This window comes from Methylobacterium isbiliense, assembly GCF_022179325.1.
In the GTDB taxonomy this organism is placed as follows: domain Bacteria; phylum Pseudomonadota; class Alphaproteobacteria; order Rhizobiales; family Beijerinckiaceae; genus Methylobacterium; species Methylobacterium isbiliense.
In genome coordinates this window covers 1-20,410 of sequence record NZ_BPQQ01000005.1, presented here as the reverse complement: position 1 = coordinate 20,410, position 20,410 = coordinate 1, and the positions used below count along the sequence as shown (strand labels likewise).

Annotated in this window: 19 protein-coding genes; 10 read left to right on the top strand and 9 right to left on the bottom strand. The window is 73.1% G+C overall.

What is annotated here, in order from left to right; genetic code table 11:
• Positions 1-5 precede the first annotated feature (5 nt).
• The 5 genes from trmFO to uvrA all read right to left on the bottom strand — a co-directional run bounded on the left by trmFO (position 6) and on the right by uvrA (position 7,430).
• Positions 6-1,427, bottom strand: coding sequence for a methylenetetrahydrofolate--tRNA-(uracil(54)-C(5))-methyltransferase (FADH(2)-oxidizing) TrmFO (gene trmFO / locus MFF61_RS02685; protein ID WP_238233576.1), 1,422 nt, complete (start codon positions 1,425-1,427; stop codon positions 6-8).
• A gap of 132 nt (positions 1,428-1,559) precedes the next feature.
• Positions 1,560-1,712, bottom strand: a complete 153-nt coding sequence (locus tag MFF61_RS02680) for a DUF1127 domain-containing protein (RefSeq protein WP_238233575.1) — start codon at positions 1,710-1,712, stop codon at positions 1,560-1,562.
• Between the two features lie 226 nt (positions 1,713-1,938).
• Positions 1,939-2,910 carry a S1C family serine protease gene (locus tag MFF61_RS02675; protein WP_238233574.1) on the bottom strand — a complete coding sequence of 324 codons (972 nt, stop codon included), beginning with the start codon at positions 2,908-2,910 and terminating at the stop codon, positions 1,939-1,941.
• A gap of 198 nt (positions 2,911-3,108) precedes the next feature.
• A complete protein-coding gene (locus MFF61_RS02670) occupies positions 3,109-4,113 on the bottom strand; it encodes a transporter family protein (protein ID WP_238233573.1) in 1,005 nt (334 codons plus the stop codon).
• Between the two features lie 392 nt (positions 4,114-4,505).
• On the bottom strand, positions 4,506-7,430 hold the full coding sequence (gene uvrA, locus MFF61_RS02665; RefSeq protein ID WP_238233572.1) for an excinuclease ABC subunit UvrA: 2,925 nt from the start codon (positions 7,428-7,430) through the stop codon (positions 4,506-4,508).
• A 353-nt stretch (positions 7,431-7,783) separates the two neighbouring features.
• Between uvrA and sppA the strand changes: the two genes are divergently transcribed.
• From sppA to MFF61_RS02630, 7 genes are all read left to right on the top strand, one after another.
• On the top strand, positions 7,784-8,740 hold the full coding sequence (gene sppA, locus MFF61_RS02660; RefSeq protein ID WP_238233571.1) for a signal peptide peptidase SppA: 957 nt from the start codon (positions 7,784-7,786) through the stop codon (positions 8,738-8,740).
• Positions 8,741-8,811: 71 nt separating this feature from the next.
• Positions 8,812-9,132 carry an integration host factor subunit beta gene (ihfB, locus tag MFF61_RS02655; protein ID WP_238233570.1) on the top strand — a complete coding sequence of 107 codons (321 nt, stop codon included), beginning with the start codon at positions 8,812-8,814 and terminating at the stop codon, positions 9,130-9,132.
• A 187-nt stretch (positions 9,133-9,319) separates the two neighbouring features.
• A complete protein-coding gene (locus MFF61_RS02650) occupies positions 9,320-9,664 on the top strand; it encodes a DUF1049 domain-containing protein (RefSeq protein ID WP_238233569.1) in 345 nt (114 codons plus the stop codon).
• A gap of 5 nt (positions 9,665-9,669) precedes the next feature.
• The gene (gene lhpI / locus MFF61_RS02645) at positions 9,670-10,605 is read left to right on the top strand and encodes a bifunctional Delta(1)-pyrroline-2-carboxylate/Delta(1)-piperideine-2-carboxylate reductase (RefSeq protein WP_238233568.1); all 936 of its coding nucleotides are present in this window, start codon (positions 9,670-9,672) and stop codon (positions 10,603-10,605) included.
• A 115-nt stretch (positions 10,606-10,720) separates the two neighbouring features.
• Positions 10,721-11,548 (top strand): sensor histidine kinase, encoded by an 828-nt coding sequence (locus tag MFF61_RS02640; RefSeq protein WP_238233567.1) that lies wholly within the window; start codon positions 10,721-10,723, stop codon positions 11,546-11,548.
• An 18-nt stretch (positions 11,549-11,566) separates the two neighbouring features.
• The gene (locus MFF61_RS02635) at positions 11,567-13,072 is read left to right on the top strand and encodes an RAD55 family ATPase (RefSeq protein WP_238233566.1); all 1,506 of its coding nucleotides are present in this window, start codon (positions 11,567-11,569) and stop codon (positions 13,070-13,072) included.
• A gap of 4 nt (positions 13,073-13,076) precedes the next feature.
• Positions 13,077-13,451, top strand: coding sequence for a response regulator (locus MFF61_RS02630; RefSeq protein WP_238233565.1), 375 nt, complete (start codon positions 13,077-13,079; stop codon positions 13,449-13,451).
• A gap of 25 nt (positions 13,452-13,476) precedes the next feature.
• On the opposite strand, the gene MFF61_RS02625 is transcribed toward MFF61_RS02630, so the two are convergent.
• Positions 13,477-14,559, bottom strand: a complete 1,083-nt coding sequence (locus MFF61_RS02625; protein WP_238233564.1) for a sensor histidine kinase — start codon at positions 14,557-14,559, stop codon at positions 13,477-13,479.
• 294 nt (positions 14,560-14,853) lie between these two features.
• Between MFF61_RS02625 and MFF61_RS02620 the strand changes: the two genes are divergently transcribed.
• Positions 14,854-16,191, top strand: a complete 1,338-nt coding sequence (locus MFF61_RS02620; protein WP_238233563.1) for an AmpG family muropeptide MFS transporter — start codon at positions 14,854-14,856, stop codon at positions 16,189-16,191.
• A 49-nt stretch (positions 16,192-16,240) separates the two neighbouring features.
• Here the strand turns inward: MFF61_RS02620 and MFF61_RS02615 are convergent, their stop codons facing one another.
• Entirely contained in the window at positions 16,241-16,681 is a 441-nt protein-coding gene (locus MFF61_RS02615) for an acyl-CoA thioesterase (protein WP_238233562.1), read from the bottom strand.
• Positions 16,682-16,839: 158 nt separating this feature from the next.
• Between MFF61_RS02615 and MFF61_RS02610 the strand changes: the two genes are divergently transcribed.
• Positions 16,840-17,793, top strand: a complete 954-nt coding sequence (locus tag MFF61_RS02610; protein WP_238233561.1) for an EcsC family protein — start codon at positions 16,840-16,842, stop codon at positions 17,791-17,793.
• Here the strand turns inward: MFF61_RS02610 and MFF61_RS02605 are convergent.
• Entirely contained in the window at positions 17,784-19,163 is a 1,380-nt protein-coding gene (locus MFF61_RS02605) for a leucyl aminopeptidase family protein (protein WP_238233560.1), read from the bottom strand. The genes MFF61_RS02610 and MFF61_RS02605 overlap by 10 nt on opposite strands.
• A gap of 120 nt (positions 19,164-19,283) precedes the next feature.
• Between MFF61_RS02605 and MFF61_RS02600 the strand changes: the two genes are divergently transcribed.
• A complete protein-coding gene (locus tag MFF61_RS02600; RefSeq protein ID WP_238233559.1) occupies positions 19,284-20,111 on the top strand; it encodes a tetratricopeptide repeat protein in 828 nt (275 codons plus the stop codon).
• Here MFF61_RS02600 and MFF61_RS02595 read toward each other — a convergent pair.
• The coding region (locus MFF61_RS02595; protein ID WP_283205957.1) for a transketolase C-terminal domain-containing protein at positions 20,086-20,410 on the bottom strand (325 nt) is incomplete at its 5' end. The genes MFF61_RS02600 and MFF61_RS02595 overlap by 26 nt on opposite strands.

Here is a 20,410-nt window from a genome sequence, read left to right as displayed (position 1 = left end):
AGAACCTATTCCGCCGCCGCCGGCAGGCCCGGCTCGCCGAGCCAGGCCGAGAGGTCGGCCCGCGCCCGGTCGGTGAGCGCCCGCTTCTTCGCCTGTGCCTTCTCGGTCCCCCGCAGGCGCTTGCCGTCCGGCGCCTTCGGGGCGCAGTCGAGGGGCGGGAAGAGCCCGAAATTCACGTTCATCGGCTGGAAGGACCGGGGGCCGCCCACCTCCTCGGTCGAGACGTGCCCGCCCGTGATGTGGGCGATGAGGGCGCCGAGCGCGGTGGTCGGGGGCAGGGGCGCGAGGGCACGGCCCTGGCGCTCAGCGGCGGCGAAGCGGCCGGCCATCAGGCCCACCGCCGCGCTCTCGACGTAGCCCTCGCAGCCGGTGATCTGCCCGGCGAAGCGCAGGCGCGGCGCGGCCCGGAGCCGCAGGGTGGCATCGAGGAGGCGGGGCGAGTCGAGGTAGGTGTTGCGGTGCAGGCCGCCCAGGCGGGCGAACTCGGCCCGCTCCAGACCCGGGATGGTGCGGAAGATCCGCACCTGCTCGGCGTGCCGCAGCTTCGTCTGGAAGCCCACCATGTTGTAGAGCGTGCCGAGCGCGTTGTCCTGGCGCAGCTGCACGATCGCGTAGGCCTTGACGGTGGGGTTGTGCGGGTTGGTGAGGCCGAAGGGCTTCATCGGCCCGTGGCGCAGGGTCTCGGGGCCGCGCTCGGCCATGACCTCGATCGGCAGACAGCCGTCGAAATAGGGGGTCGAGGCCTCCCATTCCTTGAACGCGGTCGTCTCGCCCGCCACCAGCGCCGCCACGAAGGCCGCGTACTGCTCCCGGTCGAGGGGGCAGTTGATGTAGTCGGCCCCCGTGCCGCCCGGGCCCGCCTTGTCGTAGCGCGACTGGAACCACGCCACGCCCATGTCGATGGACTCGCGGTGCACGATGGGGGCGATCGCGTCGAAGAAGGCCAGCGCCTCCGCCCCGGTGAGGCCGCGGATCCCCTCGGCGAGGCCCGGCGCGGTGAGCGGGCCGGTGGCCACGATCACGCTGTCCCAGGCGGCGGGCGGCAGGCCGTCGATCTCCTCGCGCGCGACGGTGACGAGCGGATGGGCGTCGAGCGCCGCGGTCACGGCCCGGCTGAAGCCGTCGCGGTCGACCGCGAGCGCGCCGCCCGCGGGCACTTGGTTCGCGTCGCCCGCCCGCATGATGAGCGAGCCCAGGCGGCGCATCTCCTGGTGCAGCAGGCCGACCGCGTTCAGCTCCGCGTCGTCCGAGCGGAAGGAGTTCGAGCAGACGAGTTCCGCGAGGCCCTCGGTGCGGTGCGCCTCGGTGCCGCGCAGCGGCCGCATCTCGTGCAGCACGACCGGCAGGCCGGCCTCGGCGATCTGCCACGCCGCCTCGGACCCGGCGAGGCCGCCGCCGATGACGTGGATGGGGTTCGATCCGGACATGCTCCCGCATATCGGATGCGGGGCTTGCGAATCAACGCATCCCCAAAAACGCGAACGCCCGCCGGAGCGGCGGGCGACGAGGCATCGGGCCGGCAAGCCCGGCACCGGGCCGTCAGGCCCGGCGGTGGGGCCTTAGGCCGCGTGGCTGCGGGCGACGCCGCGGATGTCGTAGCGGCTGATGCCGAGATCCTCGAGCTCGCGGTCGGTCAGACGCGACAGTTCGAGGACGGTCTCGCGGTAGCGCAGGTAGGAGCGGAGCTTGCTCAGGATGAGCGACACGAACATGGAACTTGACCTCTCGGTGGGCAGGCGGTGCCGCTTCGACCGGCACCGACGCCCAATTCTGTTGCAACGCAACATATGGGGTCGCGGCCGAGCCTGAGGAGTCGGAAGTTCGTAAGCCAGCCATGCGCCCGCATCATGCGGCGCGCAAGGATTCGTCAACTCAATGCGCTGCTCGCAGAAGAAGCACCCGGAACGATGCTGCAGCGCAACGCGGCAGACCGGCGAATCAGTGCAGGCGCGGAGCGATCAGGAAGCGCTCGCGGTCGGCGGACTGGACCGTGAGGGCGAAGGTGCGGCCGTCCCGCCGCACCGTGAGGGGAACGGGGATTCCGGCTTCCCCGAGGGCCCAGACCTGGCGGAAGAAGGCCGCGAGGCCGGGCACCGGGTTGCCGGCGACCGCGACCAGCGTGTCGCCCGCCTGGAGGTCCGCCGCGGCGGCTGGCCCGCGGCCGGCGAGCCCCATGATCACGACCTCGTCGTCGATCTCGGTGGCGTAGAGGCCGAGCCAGGGGCGCGGCGGACGGGCGGCGCGCCCGCGGCTGACGAGATCGGGCAGGATCGGCTTCAGGAGGTCGACCGGCACCAGCATGTTGATCGCCCGCGCCTCCGCCCCGCTCTGCTGGAGCTGCAGCGAGCCGATGCCGAGGAGGTCGCCCGCCGGCCCGATCAGGGCGGCGCCGCCCCAGTGCGGGTGGGAGGGGGCGGTGAAGATCGCATCGTCGAGGACGTATTCCCAGTAGCCGGCGAATTCCTGGCGGGCGACGACGCGGGCGGCGACCGCGCGGTGGCGCCCGCCCGCGCCCGCCACCACCGCGGCATCACCCACGGCCAGGTCGGCCGCGGTGCCGAGCGCCAGCACCGGCAGGTCGAGCCGCCCGAGGGCCTGGACGAGGCCGAAGCCGGTCGCCGCGTCGAACCCGACCACGTGGCCCTGGATGCTGCGCCCGTCCTGGGTTGTGAGCCAGACGGTCTCGGCCTCGGTGACGAGATAGCCGATGGTGAGCACGAGCCCGTCGGCGCCGATCACCACGCCGTTGCCGGCCCGCTCGGTGCCGAGCGCCTCGGCCGTGAAGGCGGCCTCCGGCACCCGGGCCGAGAGGGCGACGACGGCGGTGAGGGCGCGGTCGAGGTCGTAGGCGTAGTCGGCGGGCCGCGGCTGGGCCGCGCTCGGAATCCTCCACTCCCCGGACGACGCCATGCACGGTCTCCTCGTGCCCGCCCCACGGGCAGGTCTCCCGTCGTTATAGGTCGCGCGCGGCGAAGCAACACCCGCGCCCGGGGACGCATGGCCGACAGACGCATGGCCGACAAACGAACATGGCCGACAAACGAAACCGCCCGGCACGGGGCCGGGCGGCGTCGCGGACGGGACCGGCGCGGAGCGCCGGACCGGATCTCAGTACTTGCGGATGATAGGAGCCGGCTCGGGCGGCGGGGCGGCCGCCACCGTGTAGAGCGGGGCGATCACGCGGAAGAAGCCCTCGGTGCGGTAGTTGTCCCGGAGGAAGCCCGCCGGCGTGACGTACTGCGCCGAGGTCACGACGTCGCGGGCGACGTAGGCCTGGACCGAGAACTTGCCGAAATCGTAGCCGATGAGGCCGCCGAGGGCGAACCGGCCGCCGCCGCTCCGGCCCGCCGTCCCGCAGATGTTCGGCGCGAAGCCGACGCAGCCCGTGGGGAGGGTGGCGTTGGAGAGGAGGAAGAACGACCGGTTGCGCAGGTTCGTGGTGCCGTAGCCGATCGCGCCGATCTCGAAGTTGCCGAACTTCTTGGTCGCCGTCAGGTCGAGGTTGAGCGCATCGGACGGAACCTGCGTGCCGTAGAAGGCCGGGACGAGGCCGGGGCCGTCGAACCGGGCGGGCACGTCGTAGAAGTTGTAGGTGAGGTTCGCGGTCAGGTTCCAGCCGTCGCCGGTGTAGCTGATCGCGAAGCCCTGACGGTAGGTGTTCGACGCCAGCTGCTGCAGACCGCCGAAGCGGCCGGCGTTCAGCTCGTTCAGGTACACGCCCGCGAGGTAGCTGACGCCGACGTTGTTGCCGAGATCCCAGGCGAAGATACCGCCGATGAAGGTCCCGACATTCGCGCTGGTGTCGCGGCCGCCGCTGCGATTGAAGGAGAACAGGGTCGGGGGGGCCACCACGGCCTCGATGCGCGCACCCAGGACCTTCCAGGGCGTGGACCAGACGAGAACCGGGATGTTGACGCCCAGGTCCGACGAGCCCGGCTGGTCGGCGCGCTGATACGTGAACGTGTTGATGGCGTAGACGCCCTCGGGCAGAGGAGCACCGACGGCGAGGCCGACCTGCTCACCCGGGATCGTGGTGGTCTGGGCGTATGATGCCGTCGCCGTGAAGCCCAAAGACAGAGCAGCCGCCCCCGCGGCGAGCCAATTCTTGACCATTACCTTTTCCTTCCCGCCGGTGCAGGCTGAATACCAGCCGCCTCGCGCAGTTCGTCGAGATTGCCCGCTTGTGGTCTGCAGGCTTGCATCGACGTTGCTTCGAGCGCCCCTCAGCCCCGACACAGTCTGAACGATTCGAAGTTTTGTACAGCTACGCTCAGAATGCCAGCGGAATGCCCGCCGCGCAGGCAGAAGCGCCACAAGCGTTGCGGAAAAGTCGCAATTCCGTCACACGCAGGACGCGCTCGATTGAAGAGCCTTCGCGCCGGATCGATAGAAATCGGAGCGTTGTGCACTGCAAAAGCGCCCATCCTTGAAGATGAGCGCGTGCTTCCCGGGTGATTGGCGCCGGTTGGGCCGCGCGGCCCGGCGGGTCGGCGCGCGGGGGGATGCTACTCGGCCGCCTGCTTGCCGGCCCGGCCGGCCCGGCCGGCCGGGCGGCGGGCCAGCACCTCGCGCAGGAAGCGGCCGGTATGGCTGGCTTTGGCGCGGGCGATGGCCTCGGGCGTGCCCTGCGCCACCACGGTGCCGCCGCCGTCGCCGCCCTCCGGGCCCATGTCGATCACCCAGTCGGCCGTCTTGATGACTTCGAGGTTGTGCTCGATCACCACCACGGTGTTGCCCTGGTCCACGAGTTCGTGGAGCACTTCCATCAGCTTGGCGACGTCGTGGAAGTGCAGGCCGGTGGTCGGCTCGTCGAGGATGTAGAGGGTGCGGCCGGTGGCGCGCTTGGACAGCTCCTTGGACAGCTTCACGCGCTGCGCCTCGCCGCCCGAGAGCGTCGTCGCCTGCTGGCCGACATGGACGTAGCCGAGGCCGACGCGCGCGAGCGTCTCCAGCTTCTCGCGGATCGCCGGCACCGCCTTGAACAGCTCGGCGGCCTCCTCGACGGTCATGTCGAGCACGTCGGCGATCGAGCGCTCGCGGTACTTCACCTCCAGGGTCTCGCGGTCGTAGCGCTTGCCCTTGCAGACGTCGCAGGTCACGTAGACGTCCGGCAGGAAGTGCATCTCGATCTTGATGACGCCGTCCCCCGAGCAGGCCTCGCAGCGCCCGCCCTTGACGTTGAACGAGAAGCGCCCCGGCTGGTAGCCGCGGGCCTTGGCCTCGGGCAGGCCGGCGAACCAGTCGCGGATCGGCGTGAAGGCGCCGATATAGGTGGCCGGGTTCGAGCGCGGGGTGCGCCCGATCGGCGACTGGTCGATGTCGATGACCTTGTCGAGGAACTCCAGGCCCTCGATCCGGTCGAACGGGGCGGGGTGCTCCAGGGCGCCGTTGAGCTTGCGCGCCACCGCCTTGTAGAGCGTGTCGATGACGAGGGTCGACTTGCCGCCCCCCGACACCCCGGTCACGCAGGTGAAGGTGCCGAGCGGGATCTCGGCGGTCACGTCCTTGAGGTTGTTGCCGCGCGCGCCGACGAGGCGGAGCGTCCTGTCCTTGCGGATCTTGCGGCGGGCCGCCGGCATGCGCACCGCGAGTTCGCCCGTGAGGTACTTGGCGGTGAGCGAGTTGGGGTCGGCGAGGAGCTGCTGCGGCGTGCCCTTGGCGACGATCTCGCCGCCATGGATCCCGGCGCCGGGCCCGACATCGACCACGTAGTCGGCCTGGAGGATCGCGTCCTCGTCGTGCTCGACCACGATCACCGAGTTGCCGAGGTCGCGCAGCCGCTTGAGGGTGCCGAGCAGGCGCTCGTTGTCGCGCTGGTGCAGGCCGATCGAGGGCTCGTCGAGGACGTAGAGCACGCCCGTGAGCCCCGAGCCGATCTGCGAGGCGAGGCGGATGCGCTGGCTCTCGCCCCCCGAGAGCGACCCCGAGCCGCGCGCGAGCGTCAGGTATTCGAGGCCGACATCGATCAGGAAGGTGAGGCGGTCGCGGATCTCCTTGAGGATGCGGACCGCGATCTCGTTCTGCTTGGGCGTGAGGTGGTCGGGCAGGTCGACGAACCAGCGCTGCGCGTCGCGCACCGCCAGCGCCGCCACGTCGGCGACGTCGCGGCCCGCCACCTTCACGGCGAGCGCCTCGGGCTTGAGCCGCTTGCCGCCGCAGGCGTGGCAGGGCGTCTCGGCCATGAAGCGGGCGATGTCCTCGCGGGCCTGATCGCTCTCGGTCTCGCGGTAGCGCCGCTCCAGGTTCGGCACCACGCCCTCGAAGGGCTTCGTCACGTCGTAGGCGCGCAGGCCGTCGTTGTAGGCGAAGCGGATCGCGTCGCCGCCAGAGCCGAACAGCACCACCTGGCGCGCCGCCGCCGTGAGCTTGGCCCAGGGCACGTCGGTGCGGAAGCGGTAGTGGCGGGCGAGCGCGTCGAGGGTCTGGCCGTAGAAGGGCGAGGTCGACTTCGCCCAGGGGGCGATGGCGCCGCGCTCAAGGCTCAGCGCCTCGTCGGCGATGACCAGGGTCGGGTCGATGCGCATCTCGTGCCCGATGCCGCCGCAGGTCGGGCAGGCGCCGAACGGGTTGTTGAACGAGAACAGCCTGGGCTCGATCTCCGGGATGGTGAAGCCCGAGACCGGGCAGGCGAAGCGCGACGAGAAGGTGATCCGCTCGGGCGCCGCGCCCTCGGGGGCGTCCGCCATCTCGATCACCGCGATGCCGTCGGCGAGTTCGAGCGCGGTCTCGAAGGAATCGGCCAGCCGCGCGGCCATGTCGGGCCGCACCACGATGCGGTCCACCACCACGTCGATGTCGTGCTTGAGCTTCTTGTCGAGCTTGGGCACGTCGTCGATGGGGTAGTACTCGCCGTCGATGCGCAGGCGCTGGAAGCCGCGGCGCTGGAACTCGGCGATCTCCTTGCGGTACTCGCCCTTGCGCCCGCGCACCACCGGCGCCAGCAGGTAGGCGCGGGTCTTCTCGGGCAGCGCCAGCACGCGGTCGACCATCTGCGAGACGGTCTGGCTCTCGATCGGCAGGCCGGTGGCGGGGGAGTACGGGATGCCGACCCGCGCCCACAGCAGGCGCATGTAGTCGTAGATCTCCGTGACGGTGCCGACCGTCGAGCGCGGGTTCTTCGAGGTGGTCTTCTGCTCGATCGAGATGGCGGGCGACAGGCCGTCGATCTGGTCGACGTCGGGCTTGGCCATCATCTCCAGGAACTGGCGGGCATAGGCCGAGAGCGATTCGACGTAGCGGCGCTGCCCCTCCGCGTAGATGGTGTCGAAGGCGAGCGACGACTTGCCCGAGCCCGACAGCCCGGTGAAGACCACGAGCTTGTCGCGCGGGATCACGAGGTCGACGTTCTTCAGGTTGTGCTCGCGCGCGCCGCGCACCGCGATGACGCGGCCCTCGGCCGCATGGTCGAACATCGTGTCGAGAGGGGCCATGCCGGGGCTCGAAGCGGGTCGTGCAGCGGGGAGGGCGCCGGGACCGGTCGACCGCCGAGGCTGCACGATCCGGGCCCGGGGGCGCCGCGCGGGAGGAGGGCCGGAGTCCCCGCCGGAGTACCCCGGAAGGCCCGTCGCTGCGCCGAGTGCTAGAACAAAATACGTACAGCGGCAACAGCCGGCCGACCGCGCGGGTGGCGCAAATCGTCCCGGCCCGCCGCATTCGCGCGCCCGCACGCCTTCCCGCACTCTTGCCGCTTCCGGAAGCGCGGAGGTAGAACAGCGCCGGGAACGAGGCGCGCCAAGGACTTGTGCGGCCCGTTCGGGACCCAGATGAGGAACACGAGCGCCGCATGGCCATCGATGCCGAACTTCTCCTCGACCGCCGCTCCCTGCGCCGGAAGCTGTCCTTCTGGCGGGTCCTCGGGATCGGAGCGCTGATCGTCGCGGCGGGCGCGCTCGGCTGGCGCGCCGCGGGCGGCGGCCGCTTCGTCGCCGTCACGCCGCAGATCGCCCGCATCAGCATCGACGGCTTCATCGCGGGCAGCGAGAAGACCCGCGATCTGATGAAGCGGGTGGGCGAGTCGCGGGCGGTCTCCGGGGTGATCGTCTCGATCAACTCGCCGGGGGGCACCACCACGGGCTCCGAGGAACTCTTCCGCAACCTGCGCGCGCTCGCCGAGAAGAAGCCGGTGGTCGCCTTCGTGGACGGCACCGCCGCCTCGGGCGCCTACATCACGGCGCTCGCCGCCGACCACATCGTGGCGCGCGAGACCGCGCTGGTCGGCTCGATCGGGGTGCTGTTCCAGTATCCCGACCTCTCGGGCCTCCTCGACAAGGTCGGGGTGCGGGTCGAGGAGGTGAAGTCCTCGCCGCTGAAGGCGGAGCCGAGCGGCTTCCACCCGACCTCGCCGGAGGCGCGGGCCGCGCTCCAGGCCATCGTCGGCGACACCTTCTCGTGGTTCAAGACCCTGGTGGCCGAGCGGCGGCGGATGACGCCCGAGCAGCTCGGCGCGGTGGCGGACGGGCGCGTGTTCAGCGGCCGCCAGAGCGTGGCGCTGAAGCTCGTCGACGAGACCGGCGGCGAGCGGCAGGCGGTGGCGTGGCTGGAGCGCGAGAAGAACGTCGCCAAGGACCTGCCGGTCCGGGACTGGAAGCCGCGCAACGAGAGCCGCTTCGACCTGTTCTCGGCCGCCGCGCTCCTCGGCTTCGGCGACGCCTCCCTGCGCGTCGCCTCAGAGGAGGCGGCCGCGCTCGCCCGCGGCGGCCTTCTGGCGCTCTGGCGCCCGGGCACGGCCTCCCCCCGCTGAGACCTCCCCCGGGTGCCTCCCCGCGCCCGCCCAGCCGGCCTGCCCGAAACACCCGCCCGAGACCGCCTGCCATGATCAAGTCCGAGCTCGTCCTCAGGATCGCCGAGCAGAACCCGCACCTCTACCAGCGCGACGTCGAGAACATCGTCAACGCCATCCTCGACACGATCGCGGACGCGCTCGCCCGCGGCGACCGGGTGGAGCTGCGGGGGTTCGGCGCCTTCTCGGTGAAGCGGCGCGAGGCCCGGCGCGGCCGCAACCCGCGCACCGGCGCCGCGGTGGCGGTGGCCGAGAAGGCGATCCCCGTGTTCAAGACCGGCAAGGAGATGCGCCTGCGCCTCAACGAGGCCGGCATCGGCGCCGAGGAGCCGGTGGCCGCCCAGGCCTCGTGAGACGGTTCCGAGCCGGCGCGGCGAGCCTCGCTCGCACGCGACGCCGTCCTCGAGCGGGTTCGATCGGATCGAACCGTGAAGCCTGCTCCAGGTTTTTGGTTTTGCCGCATTGTCTGCGACGAACCGGCATCCACGTCGTCGGACAATGCTCTAGATCCCCCGCCACACCGTACTCCCGAGCCGTCCGATGATCCGCTTCCTCAAGGGCCTGATCCTCCTCCCCATCGCGATCGTGGTGGTGCTGCTCGCGGTGGCGAACCGCCAGCCCGTCACCGTGTCGTTCGATCCCTTCTCGCAGGGCGCGCCGGCCTTCAGCCTGACGGTCCCGCTCTACGCGCTCGCCTTCGCGGCGGTGGCGCTGGGCATCCTGATCGGCGGCTGCGGCGCATGGCTCGGCCAGGAGCCCAACCGCCGCGAGCGCCGCCTGCGCGGGCGCGAGATCGACCGGCTGCGCGCCGAGAGCGACCGCCTGCGCAACGCCGCGTCCCTCGACCGGCCGGCCGCCCTGCCGGCGCCCGCCGGCCGCGCCTGACCCCGGTGCGGATCGTCTCCGCCGCCGAGATCGACGCCGCCCTGACGCCGGCCGCGATGGTGGCAGCCCTCGACGCCGCCTTCCGGGCGGAGGTCGCCGCGCCCTCGCGCCACGTGCACGCCCTCCCGGATCCGGCGGGCGAGGCGACCCTGCTGATCATGCCGGCCTGGGACGCCGAGCACATCGGCGTGAAGGTGCTGGGGCTGCACCCCGGCAACGCCGCGCGGGGCCTCGCGACCTTCCAGGGCGGCTTCCTCCTGAGCGAGCGGGCGACCGGCCGGCCGCTCGCGCTCCTCGACGCGCCCCATCTCACGCTCTGGCGCACCGCCGGCGCCTCGGCGCTGGCCGCGCGCCACCTCGCGCGGCCCGACAGCGCGCGTCTGCTGATGGTCGGGGCGGGGGCGCTCGCGCCCTTCCTGGTGCGGGCGCACCGGGCCGAGCGCCCGATCCGCGAGGTCGCGGTCTGGAACCACCGCCCGGCCTCCGCCGAGGCGCTGAGCCGGCGCCTGACCGCCGAGGGCGTCCCGGCGCGGGCGGTCACGGATCTGGAGGCGGCGGTGCGGGAGGCCGACATCGTCTGCTGCGCCACCCTGTCCGAACGGCCGCTGGTGCGCGGCGCGTGGCTGTCCCCCGGCACCCATCTCGACCTCGTCGGCTCGTTCACGCCCCGGATGCGCGAGGCCGACGACGCGGCGCTCGCCCGGGCCGCCATCTACGTGGACGGGCCGGACGCGCTCGCCAAGGGCGGCGACGTGGCGGTCGCGCTCGCCGCGGGCGCGCTCGCGCGCGAGGCGGTCCGCGGCGACCTCGCCGATCTCTGCCGGGGCCGCGTCCCGGGCCGGACCGATCCCGCGGCAATCACCGCCTTCAAATCGGTGGGCGCCGCGATCGAGGACCTCGCCGCCGCCGCGGCCGTGTGGCGCCGGCTCCCGCCGGCCTGAGCCCCCCGGACGGACACGCGCGGCGACCGTCGGGCGCTTCGATACCCCCGCAAAGCTTGTCGGTGCAGGGCGTTCGTGCCACCTTTCCGGTGGCCGAGGCGGAGGGATCACCCCGATGAGCGAGCCGGACACCCGCCGCGCCGGCCCCCTGACCCTTGCCGCCCCGGAGCCCGAGCCGGACCTGACCGGCGCACTGATCGCCGAGAACGCCGCCCTGCGCCGCGAGATCGCGGCCCTGCAGGGGGCGCTCGCCGAGCAGGACGCGTTCCTCACCAGCATCGCGCACGAGTTGCGCAACCCGATGACGCCGATCCTCGGCCAGGTCGAGCGGCTGCTCGCCGCCGCCGAGGCCGAGGGCGCGCGCCAGCCGTCGCCCCGGCTCGTGCAGGGCCTCGCGCGCCTCAAGTGGCTCGTCGACCGCTACATCCGCCGGGCGACCACGATCCTCGACGTCTCGCGCGCCCAGGCCGGGCGCCTCGTCCTCGACCGCGTGCCGGTGCGCCTCGCGGAGGTGGCCGGCGAGGTGGCGGCGGGGCTGGAGCCGCTCGCCGCCCATGCCGGCAGCACCATCATGGTGCGGGTGCCCGACGATCTCCTCCTCGCCTGCGAGCGCGTGGCCCTCGACCAGATCCTCGACAACCTCGTGACCAACGCGATCAAGTACGGCGACGGCCGGCCGATCGTGATCGAGGCCGAGCGGGCGGGCGGGTCCGGGGTGATCCGGGTGATCGACCAGGGGATCGGCATCGCCCCGGGCGACCACGAGCGGGTCTTTGCCCGCTTCGAGCAGGCGCGCCTGCCGGAGGCCGAGATCCGCACCGGGTTCGGGGTCGGCCTGTGGCTGGTGCGCCGCCTCGCCGAGGCGATGGGCGGGGGCGTGACCCTGCGAAGCGGGACTGGTGAAGGATCGACCTTCACGGTAACTCTCCCCCTGCATCACTGAAGAACGATCGAGAGCACGATGACGGGGTCGGGACCGGGGACGGAGCGGGTCGGGGCCTATGGCGGCCTGGAGCGGGTCGCGACCGGGATCGCGGGGCTCGACGAGATCCTGGGCGGCGGCCTGTTTCAGGGCGGCGTCTACATCGTCCAGGGCACCCCGGGCAGCGGCAAGACCATCTTCGCCAACCAAGTCTGCCACACCCACGCAACCGCGGGCGGGCGGGCGCTCTACATCACCCTGCTGGCGGAGAGCCACGCCCGGATGCTCGGGCACATCGCGTCGCTGGGCTTCTTCGACGCGAGCGTGATCCCCGACCGCCTGACCTATCTCAGCGCCTTCCGGACGCTTCAGGACGAGGGCCTGGCCGGCCTGCTGACCCTGCTGCGCCGGCAGATCGGCGAGAGCGAGGCGAGCCTGCTCGTCCTCGACGGCGTGATGGCGGCGGAGGAGACGGCCGGGTCCGCCATGGAGTTCAAGAAGTTCATCCACGAACTCCAGACCCAGGCCGGCGCGAACGGCGCGACGGTGCTGCTCCTCACCAGCGCCTCGGCCGGCGCCCCGATGGCGGCGGCCGAGCACACCATGGTGGACGGCCTGATCGAACTGTCGAGCCGGCTGTGCGGGCGCCGGGCCGAGCGCGATCTCGACGTGCGCAAGTTCCGGGGCAGCGGCTTCCTGCGCGGGCGCCACGCCTTCCGCATCACGGATGGCGGCATCGTGGTGTTTCCCCGCACCGAGGCGCGCTTCCGGGAGCCGAGCCGGCGCGACCATGTCGGGGGACCGCACGTGCCGCTCGGGATCCCGGCCCTCGACGGCATGCTCGGCGGCGGCCTGCCGCGGCACTCGACCACGATGCTCGCCGGGCCGGCCGGCATCGGCAAGACCACGCTCGGGCTGCAGTTCCTCGGGGGCGACCCCGGCGATGCGGGATTGCTGGTGGGCCTCCACGAGAGCGAGGCGGCGCTGAAGGCCAAGGCGCGGGCGCTGAACCTGCCGGTCGCCGCCATGATGGAGACCGGGCAGGTCGAGGTGCTGTGGCATCCCGCCACCGAAGGGCTGATCGACGAGGTCTGCGACCGCCTGTTCGCCGCGGTGAGGAACCGGCGGGTGCGGCGCGTGTTCATCGACGGTCTCGACGGCCTCAGGCGCCTCACCCCCGATGGGGACCGCATCGTGCGCGTCTTCGCCGCCCTGACGGCCGAGCTGAGGGCGCTGGACGTGACGGGGATGTACACGGTGGAGACCGATCTCTACGGGCTGGCATCGGGCCTGCCGCTCGGCGGCGTGTCCCTCCAGGGCGCCTCGGGGATCGCCGAGAACATCCTGCTGCTGCGCTTCGTCGAACTCCGGTCGGACCTCCACCGCATGGTCTCGGTCATCAAGGCGCGCGACAGCGTCATCGACCAGCGCCTGCGCTGCTTCCGCATCGCGGCCGGCGGCATCGCCGTCGAGGACGGACCGGATCGGGCCGAGGCGATCCTGGCCCAGCTCCGGCACCTGCCATCGGGTCGAGGCGGGGAGTGAGCGGGTGGCGACGGTGCTCATCGTGGACGACGAGTTCGGCATCGCCGAGCTGCTGGAATCGGTCCTCACCGACGAGGGCCACACGGTGTTCACTGCGGCGAACGGCCGGCACGGGCTGCAGCGCATGGCCGAGGCCGCCCCGCACCTGATCGTGCTCGACTTCATGATGCCGGTGATGGACGGGCCGACGATGCTGCGCGCGCTCCAGGCCGAGGAGGCGACCCGGGACATCCCGGTCGTGATGATGAGCTCGATGCCCGAGGCGGCGGTGCGGGCGCGCTGCGACGGCTACGCGGTGTTCCTGCGCAAGCCCTTCCGGCTGAAGGAGGCCCGGGCAGCCGTGGCGGCGGCGCTCGACGGGGCGGGCCGCGGCGGCTGAGCCGGGGGCAAGCCCCGCTCAGGCTTCAAGCCCCGCTCAGGGCATCGAGCCCCGCTCGCGCATCGGGTGCGTCGGGCGGCGCCCAGGGCAGGGACACATGCACCCGGGTGCCCGGCGGCGTCCGGTCCCAGGTGAGCGTGCCGGACAATTGCCGCGTCACCATCGCCACCACCGCGAGGCCGAAGGCATCCGACGGCGGAGCAGTGGCGTCGAGACCGACCCCGTCATCCTCGACCGACAGGACGAGACGGTCCTCCGAGCAACCGGCGGCGATCCGCACCCGGCCCCGCCGGCCGTCCGGAAAGGCGTGGCGCACGGCGTTGGTGGCGAGTTCGTGCACGAGGAGCGCCAGGGGCGCCGCCTTGTCGACCGCGACCGCCACCGGCTCGACCTCGACCGTCAACGCGATGCGCGGGGGATCGAGTTCGGCCGCGAGCTCCTCGGCGAGGTCAACCGCGAAGGCCCGCAGATCGAGATGGCCCGCCTCCTCGCCGGCCGGCAGCAGGCGCTGAACGGAGGCGAGCGCGCCGATCCGCTCGGCCACCCGGTCGAGGGCGGTGCGGCAGGCCGGATTCTCGGTGCGGCGGGCCTTGAGCAGCACCAGCGAGGCGACGACCTGCAGGGTGTTCTTGGCCCGGTGATCGACCTCGTGCACCCGGGCGGTCGCGCGGTCGAGGGCGGCCTGCAGCACCGCCCGGCCGGTCTCCAGCTCCTCCACGACCGCGAAGGCGTAGCGCCCCCCCGACGCCGTCCGGACGGGACTCAGCCGGACGGCCACGAGGAGCGCCGTCCCGTCCTTGCGGCAGGCCAGGATCTCGGTCGACAGGGTCTCGCCGCGGGCGGCCGCCGCGCACAGGCGGGCGAGCGCCACGGGATCCGTCCCGGGCCCCCGCAGCATCTGCAGGTCGCGGCCCACCACCTCCTCCGGGGCATAGCCGGTGAGGCGGCAGAAGGCCGCGTTGGCGAACTGGATCGGCTGGTCGGGCCGGCCGGCCTCCGCGAGCAGCATGGGGACGTCGCTGGCCTGGAAGGCCGCCGCGAGCAACGCGTCGGGCTCGGCCGCGCCGAGCCGCTGATCGACCTGACGGCCGATCCGCTTGCCGGACATCTTGGTCGATCGGCGGGCTGCGCCGGCCATCGCCCCTCGCTGTGCTCCGCGGGCCATCCGCGATCCCGGCGCCCGATCCGCGTCGGCCGCACTCAGACTTGCGACAAATGCCAGTGTTCCACGAACCGACACATGTCATCAACCATTGTTTTAGAACGCAAATTGTTCATTCGTGGGGAGAAATTCCGTTCGCCACCCGTCCGCGGCCCAACCTCCGTTAACCGGTCGCGAACCATCATGCGGCCTCACTCGTCGGATGTACTGCGCCGGAACCATCGCGGGGAACGAAGAGCCATGAGCGTCGGCTGGCTGGAGGGCACCAAGCGCACGCTGCGCGACGTCGCGCGCGACCGGCGCATGGCGCTGATGCTGCTGCTCGGCTTCGGCGCCGGCCTGCCGATCCTGCTCGTCTTCGCGACGCTGTCGGCGTGGCTGCGCACGGCCGGGATCGAGCGGTCCAGCATCGGCCTGCTCAGCTACGTCTCCCTGGCCTATACGCTGAAGTTCCTCTGGGCGCCGGTGATCGACCGCTTCGACCTGCCGGGGCTGGCGCGGCTCCTCGGGCGGCGGCGAGCCTGGATGCTGGCGGCCCAGCTCGGGGTGGCGGCCGGCATGATCGCGATGAGTTTCGGCGATCCGTCGCGCTCGCTCGGCTACATGGTGGTCTGCGCGCTGGTGATCGCCTTCGCGTCGGCGACGCAGGACATCGTGGTGGACGGCTGGCGCATCGATTCCGCGCCGGCCGAGCGCCAGGGCATGATGCTGGCCGCCTACCAGCTCGGCTACAGCCTCGCGCGGATCTGCGCGGGGGCGGGCGCGCTCTACCTCGCCGATGCGTTCGGCTGGACGCCCGCCTACGCGACCATGGCGGCCCTGATGCTGATCGCGGTGGCGGGCTGCCTCGCCGCCCCGAAGGCCGCGGCCGTCGACCCGCCGGCGGGCCGGGGCTGGCGGGTGGCGGCCCGCGAGGCGGTGGTCGACCCCTTCTCGGACCTGATGCGCCGCAAGGGGCTCGGCCTCGTGCTGATCCTGCTGCTGATCATGCTCTACCGCCTGCCCGACATCGTCTCGGGCATCATGGCGAACCCGCTCTACATCGACATGAAGTTCACGCTCTCCGAGATCGCCACGGTGTCGAAGGTCTACGGCGTCTGGATCGGCATCGCCGGGGCCTTCGCGGGCGGCATCGCGGTGAGCCGCATCGGCCTCACCGCCTCACTCCTGGTAGGCGGCATCGCGGCGGCCGCCTCGAACCTGATGTTCGCGTGGCTGGCGCTCGCCGGCCACGACCTGCCGCTGCTGGTCGCCAGCATCAGCATCGACAACTTCGCGGGCGCCTTCGCGGGCACCGCCTTGATCGCCTACATGTCGAGCCTGACCTCGCCGGCCTTCGCGGCGACGCAGTACGCGCTGCTCTCCTCGCTCTACGCGCTGCCCGGCAAGTTCGTGGGCGGGCTCTCGGGCTTCGCCGTCGAGGCGATGGGCTACCCGGCCTTCTTCGTCGCCACCGCCGCGGTCGGCCTGCCGGTGGTGGGCCTGTGCCTCGCCCTGCGCCTGCTGCCGGAGGAGCGCCCAGCGCCCGACGCCGCACCCGCGGCGCTGCACGCGGACGGGATCGCCGCGCGGGCCTGACACGCCCCGGGCTCGTCCCTGCCGCCGAGCCGGCGGCCCGTCGGCGGGCTCAGATCGACCACGCGTCGAAGCCCGGCCCGCCCGTCGCGGGCGGCGGCTCGGGCGGCACCGGGCGCGGGCGGCGGTCCTGGTCGATCGCCACGAAGGTGAACAGGGCCTGCGTGACCTTGATGGTCTCCTCGCTCTCGCGGGCGCGCCGCCACGCCTCGATCTGGATGCGCATCGAGGAGCGCCCGACCGCGACGATGCGGGCGTAAAGGCTGACCTCGTCCCCGACCGAGACCGGCTGCAGGAAGGTCATGCCCTCGACCGCGATGGTGGCGCAGCGCCCGCGCGCCCGGCGGGCCGCGACATTGCCGGCGGCGAGGTCCATCTGCGCCATCAGCCAGCCGCCGAAGATGTCGCCGGCCGGGTTGGTGTCGGCCGGCATCGCGATGGTGCGGATGACGGGGGCGCCCCAATTGGGCGCGGCGGGCGGGTCGCTGGTCATCGGGCGGGCTCCGGTCGGTCCGCCCTTCGTAGCCGGCCGGCACGCCCTTCCGCTACAGGACTTGCGCGCCGGATCCACCGGAACGCCCTTGCGGAACCCGGACCGGGCTCCCCAGCTTGTCAGGGACCGGATCGTCCCGCACTGGCCGAGGTGCTCCCGTGACCGAGATCGTCGCCGCCGACATCGCGCTTCCCGTCCCGCCCCGTGCGCCGGAGCCGCTGAGCGAGGCGGACCGCGCGGCGCTTCGCCGGGCCGTCGCGGTGCTGGAGCGCCCGAGCCTCGCCGCCCGGCTCTCCGCCGTCGCGGGCGCGCCCCTCGACCTCATCGGCCGCGCGCTGCCCGAGACGGTGAGCGAGGCCATCACCCACGCCACCGAGACCGCCATGAAGGGCGCGCTCACCGTGGCGCTCGCCACCCTGCCGCGGCAGGCCGGGGAGGGCGCCGCGATCGTGCCGGCCGCAGAGGCCGGGCGCCCGGGCCTGCGCGCCCGCGCCCTCGACCTCCTGGAGCGCTACCCGCCGGGCGATTTCGGCCACAAGGCGCTCGCCGCCGTCTCGGGGGCGGTCGGGGGCGCCTTCGGCCTCGCGACGCTCGCCGTGGAACTGCCGGTCTCCACCACCCTGATGCTGCGCTCCATCGCCGAGATCGCCCAGCGCGAGGGCGAGGACCTGAGCCGGCCGGAGGCCGCGCTCGCCTGCATGCAGGTCTTCGCGCTGGGCGGGCGCGGCGGCCCGGAGACCGCGACCGCCACCGACAGCGGCTACTTCGCGGTGCGGGGGGCGCTGGCCAAGACCATGGCGGAGGTGACGCGCTACGCGGCGGGCCGCGGCCTCCTCGACGAGGGCGCGCCCGTGCTGATGCGCTTCGCCGCGCAGGTGGCCTCGCGCTTCGGCCTCGTCGTCTCGCAGAAGGTCGCCGCCCAGGCGGTGCCGGTGATCGGCGCGCTCGGCGGCGCCGCGGTCAACGCCGCCTTCATGGACCACTTCCAGGGCATCGCCCGCGCCCACTTCACGGTGCGGCGCCTGGAGCGCGCCTACGGCAAGGAGGTGGTGCGCGAGGCCTACGAGGCGGAGCGGGCGGCGCTGGCCGGGGAGGCGGCGCCTCAGGCGTAGCGGCGCTTCAGGAGCTCGTAGACCAGCCGCGCGGTCTGCACCTCGCCGCCCTCCGGACGGCCGGGCTTGGTGCCCGGGTTCCAGCCGTAGAGGTCGAGATGGGCGTGCGCCCCGGCCTGCGGGGCGAAGCGGCGCAGGAACAGCGCGGCCGTGATGGCACCCGCGAAGGAGCCGCCGGAGACGTGGTTGATGTCCGCGATCTTGGAGTCGAGCAGGCTCGCGTAGGGCGCCCAGAGCGGCAGGCGCCAGACCGGATCGTTCACCGCCTGGCCCGCCTCGGCCATGGCGGCGGCGAGCGCGTCGTCCTGGGTGAACAGGGCCGGGAGGTCGGGGCCGAGCGCCACCCGGGCGGCGCCCGTCAGGGTCGCGAAGTCGATCACGAGATCCGGGCTCTCCTCGTCGGCGAGGGCGAGCGCATCGGCGAGGATCAGACGACCCTCCGCGTCGGTGTTGCCGATCTCGACCGAGAGGCCGCGGCGGCTGCGCAGCACGTCGCCCGGGCGGAAGGCGCTGCCCGAGATGGCGTTCTCGACGGCGGGCACGAGCACGCGCAGGCGCAGCCGCAATCCCGCGCCCATCACCATCTCGGCCGCGGCGAGCGCCGCGGCGGCCCCCGCCATGTCCTTCTTCATCAGCAGCATCGCCGCGGAGGGCTTGATGTCGAGGCCTCCGGTGTCGAAGGCGACGCCCTTGCCGACGAGCGTCACCTTCGGGGCGGCGGCGTCGCCCCAGGTCAGGTCGATCAGCCGCGGCGCCCGCTCGGAGGCGCGGCCGACCGCCGCGATCATCGGGAAACCGCGCGCGAGGTCCTCGCCGGACACGACCGCGCAGGCCGCCCCCCAGCGCTCCGCGAGGCTGCGGGCGGCGGTCTCAATCTCGCCCGGCCCGAGATCGTTCGCCGGGGTGTTGACGAGGTCGCGGCCGGCCGCGACGGCATCGGCGATGCGCCCGATCTCGGCCGCGTCCACGCCCTCCGGCGCAACCAGCCGGGCGCCCGGCACCGGCCTGTCGCGGTAGCGCCCGAAGCGGTAGGCGGACAGCCGCCAGCCGAGCGCCGCCAGGGCCGGGTCGGGCGGGGGGGCGGCGAACCGGTAGGCCCCCTCCGGCAGGAGATCCGCGAGCTTGGCCGGGGCGAAGCGGTCCCCGGCCGGATCGATCCCGAACAGCACGCCGGCCAAGCCGCCGCCGGCATCGGGCAGGAGGCAGTGGCTGCCGGGCTTGGCGGTGAAGCCGGTCGCCCGGGCGAAGGCGGCGGCCGGGGCCGGCAGGGTCTCGGCCAGGGATGCGGCGAGCGCCGGCCAGCCGCCGGCCTCGACGCACCAGATCGGGATCGCGGCGGCAGCGTCGGCGGCGGGCAGGAGGGCTGTCACGGCGGAGGATCCCCTGGCTGGAGGCGCGGCTTAACCCGCGGTTAGGGTTAACGCTCTACCACCGCAGACGGCGCGGCGCGACGCAGGCCCGCCGGCCATGATCTCGGGGTGGAGCGGCGGATGAGTGCTGGGTTCGAAGTGTCGCGGGCCGGACTGCGTCGCCTGCTGGCGGCCGGCGCGGTGGCGCTCCTCGCCTCGGGCTGCCTGTCGCGCTCGCCCGCCACCACCGGCTCGATCGACGCGCGGGCGCAGGCCGCCCCCGACCGGCGCGACCTCGACCGCCTCGGCGCGCGCCACAACGCCAATCCGGGCGATGTCGGCACGGCCATCGCCTACGCGAACGCCCTGCGGCGCACCGAGCAGACGGCGCAGGCCGCGGCGGTGCTGCAGCAGGCGGCCCTGCGCAACCCCAAGAACCCGACCGTGCTGGCGGCCTACGGCAAGACCCTGGCGGAGGCCGGGCGCTACGGCGAGGCGGCCGAGGTGCTGCAGAACGCGCACTCGCCCGCGAACCCGGACTGGCGGGTGCTCTCGGCGCAGGGCACGGTGGCCGACCAGATGGGCGATCACGCCCAGGCCCAGCGCTTCTACGAGGCCGCCCTGAAGATCGTGCCGGGCGAGCCGACGATCCTGTCGAATCTCGGCCTGTCCTACGCCCTCGCCAAGCGCCTCGGCGAGGCCGAGCGGGTGCTGCGGCAGGCGGCGGCCGATCCGCGGGCGGATGCGCGGGTGCGCCAGAACCTCGCCCTGGTGCTGGGGCTGGCAGGCCGCCCGGCGGAGGCCGAGGAGGTGATGCGCCGCGACCTCGGGGGCGAGGAGGCGGCCCGCAACGCCGCGGCCCTGCGGGCCTTCGTGTCGCAGCCGAACGCGTGGCAGGCGATCCGTTCGGCCGAGAAGCGCCGGCCCGGAACCGAGGCGTCGCTCAGCGCGGGCGCCGCGCGACGCTGACGACGGCGGCCTCGCGGCTGGAGGCCCGCGGCTGCGCGGGGAGGAGGTCGCGGACGGTCCTGACGATGGCCGGCGCGTCCAGCCCCGCCTGCGCGTACATCCGCTCCGGCGTGTCGTGGTCCTGGTAGGCGTCCGGCAGCGTCAGCGTCCGCACCCGCACGCTCCCCCCGTCCAGAGCGCCCCGCGCCGACAAAAGATGCAGCACCAGAGCCCCGAACCCTCCCGTCGAGCCCTCCTCCAGCGTCACCAGAACCTCGTGGCTCCCCGCAAGGTCCAGAAGCAGATCCTCGTCCAGCGGC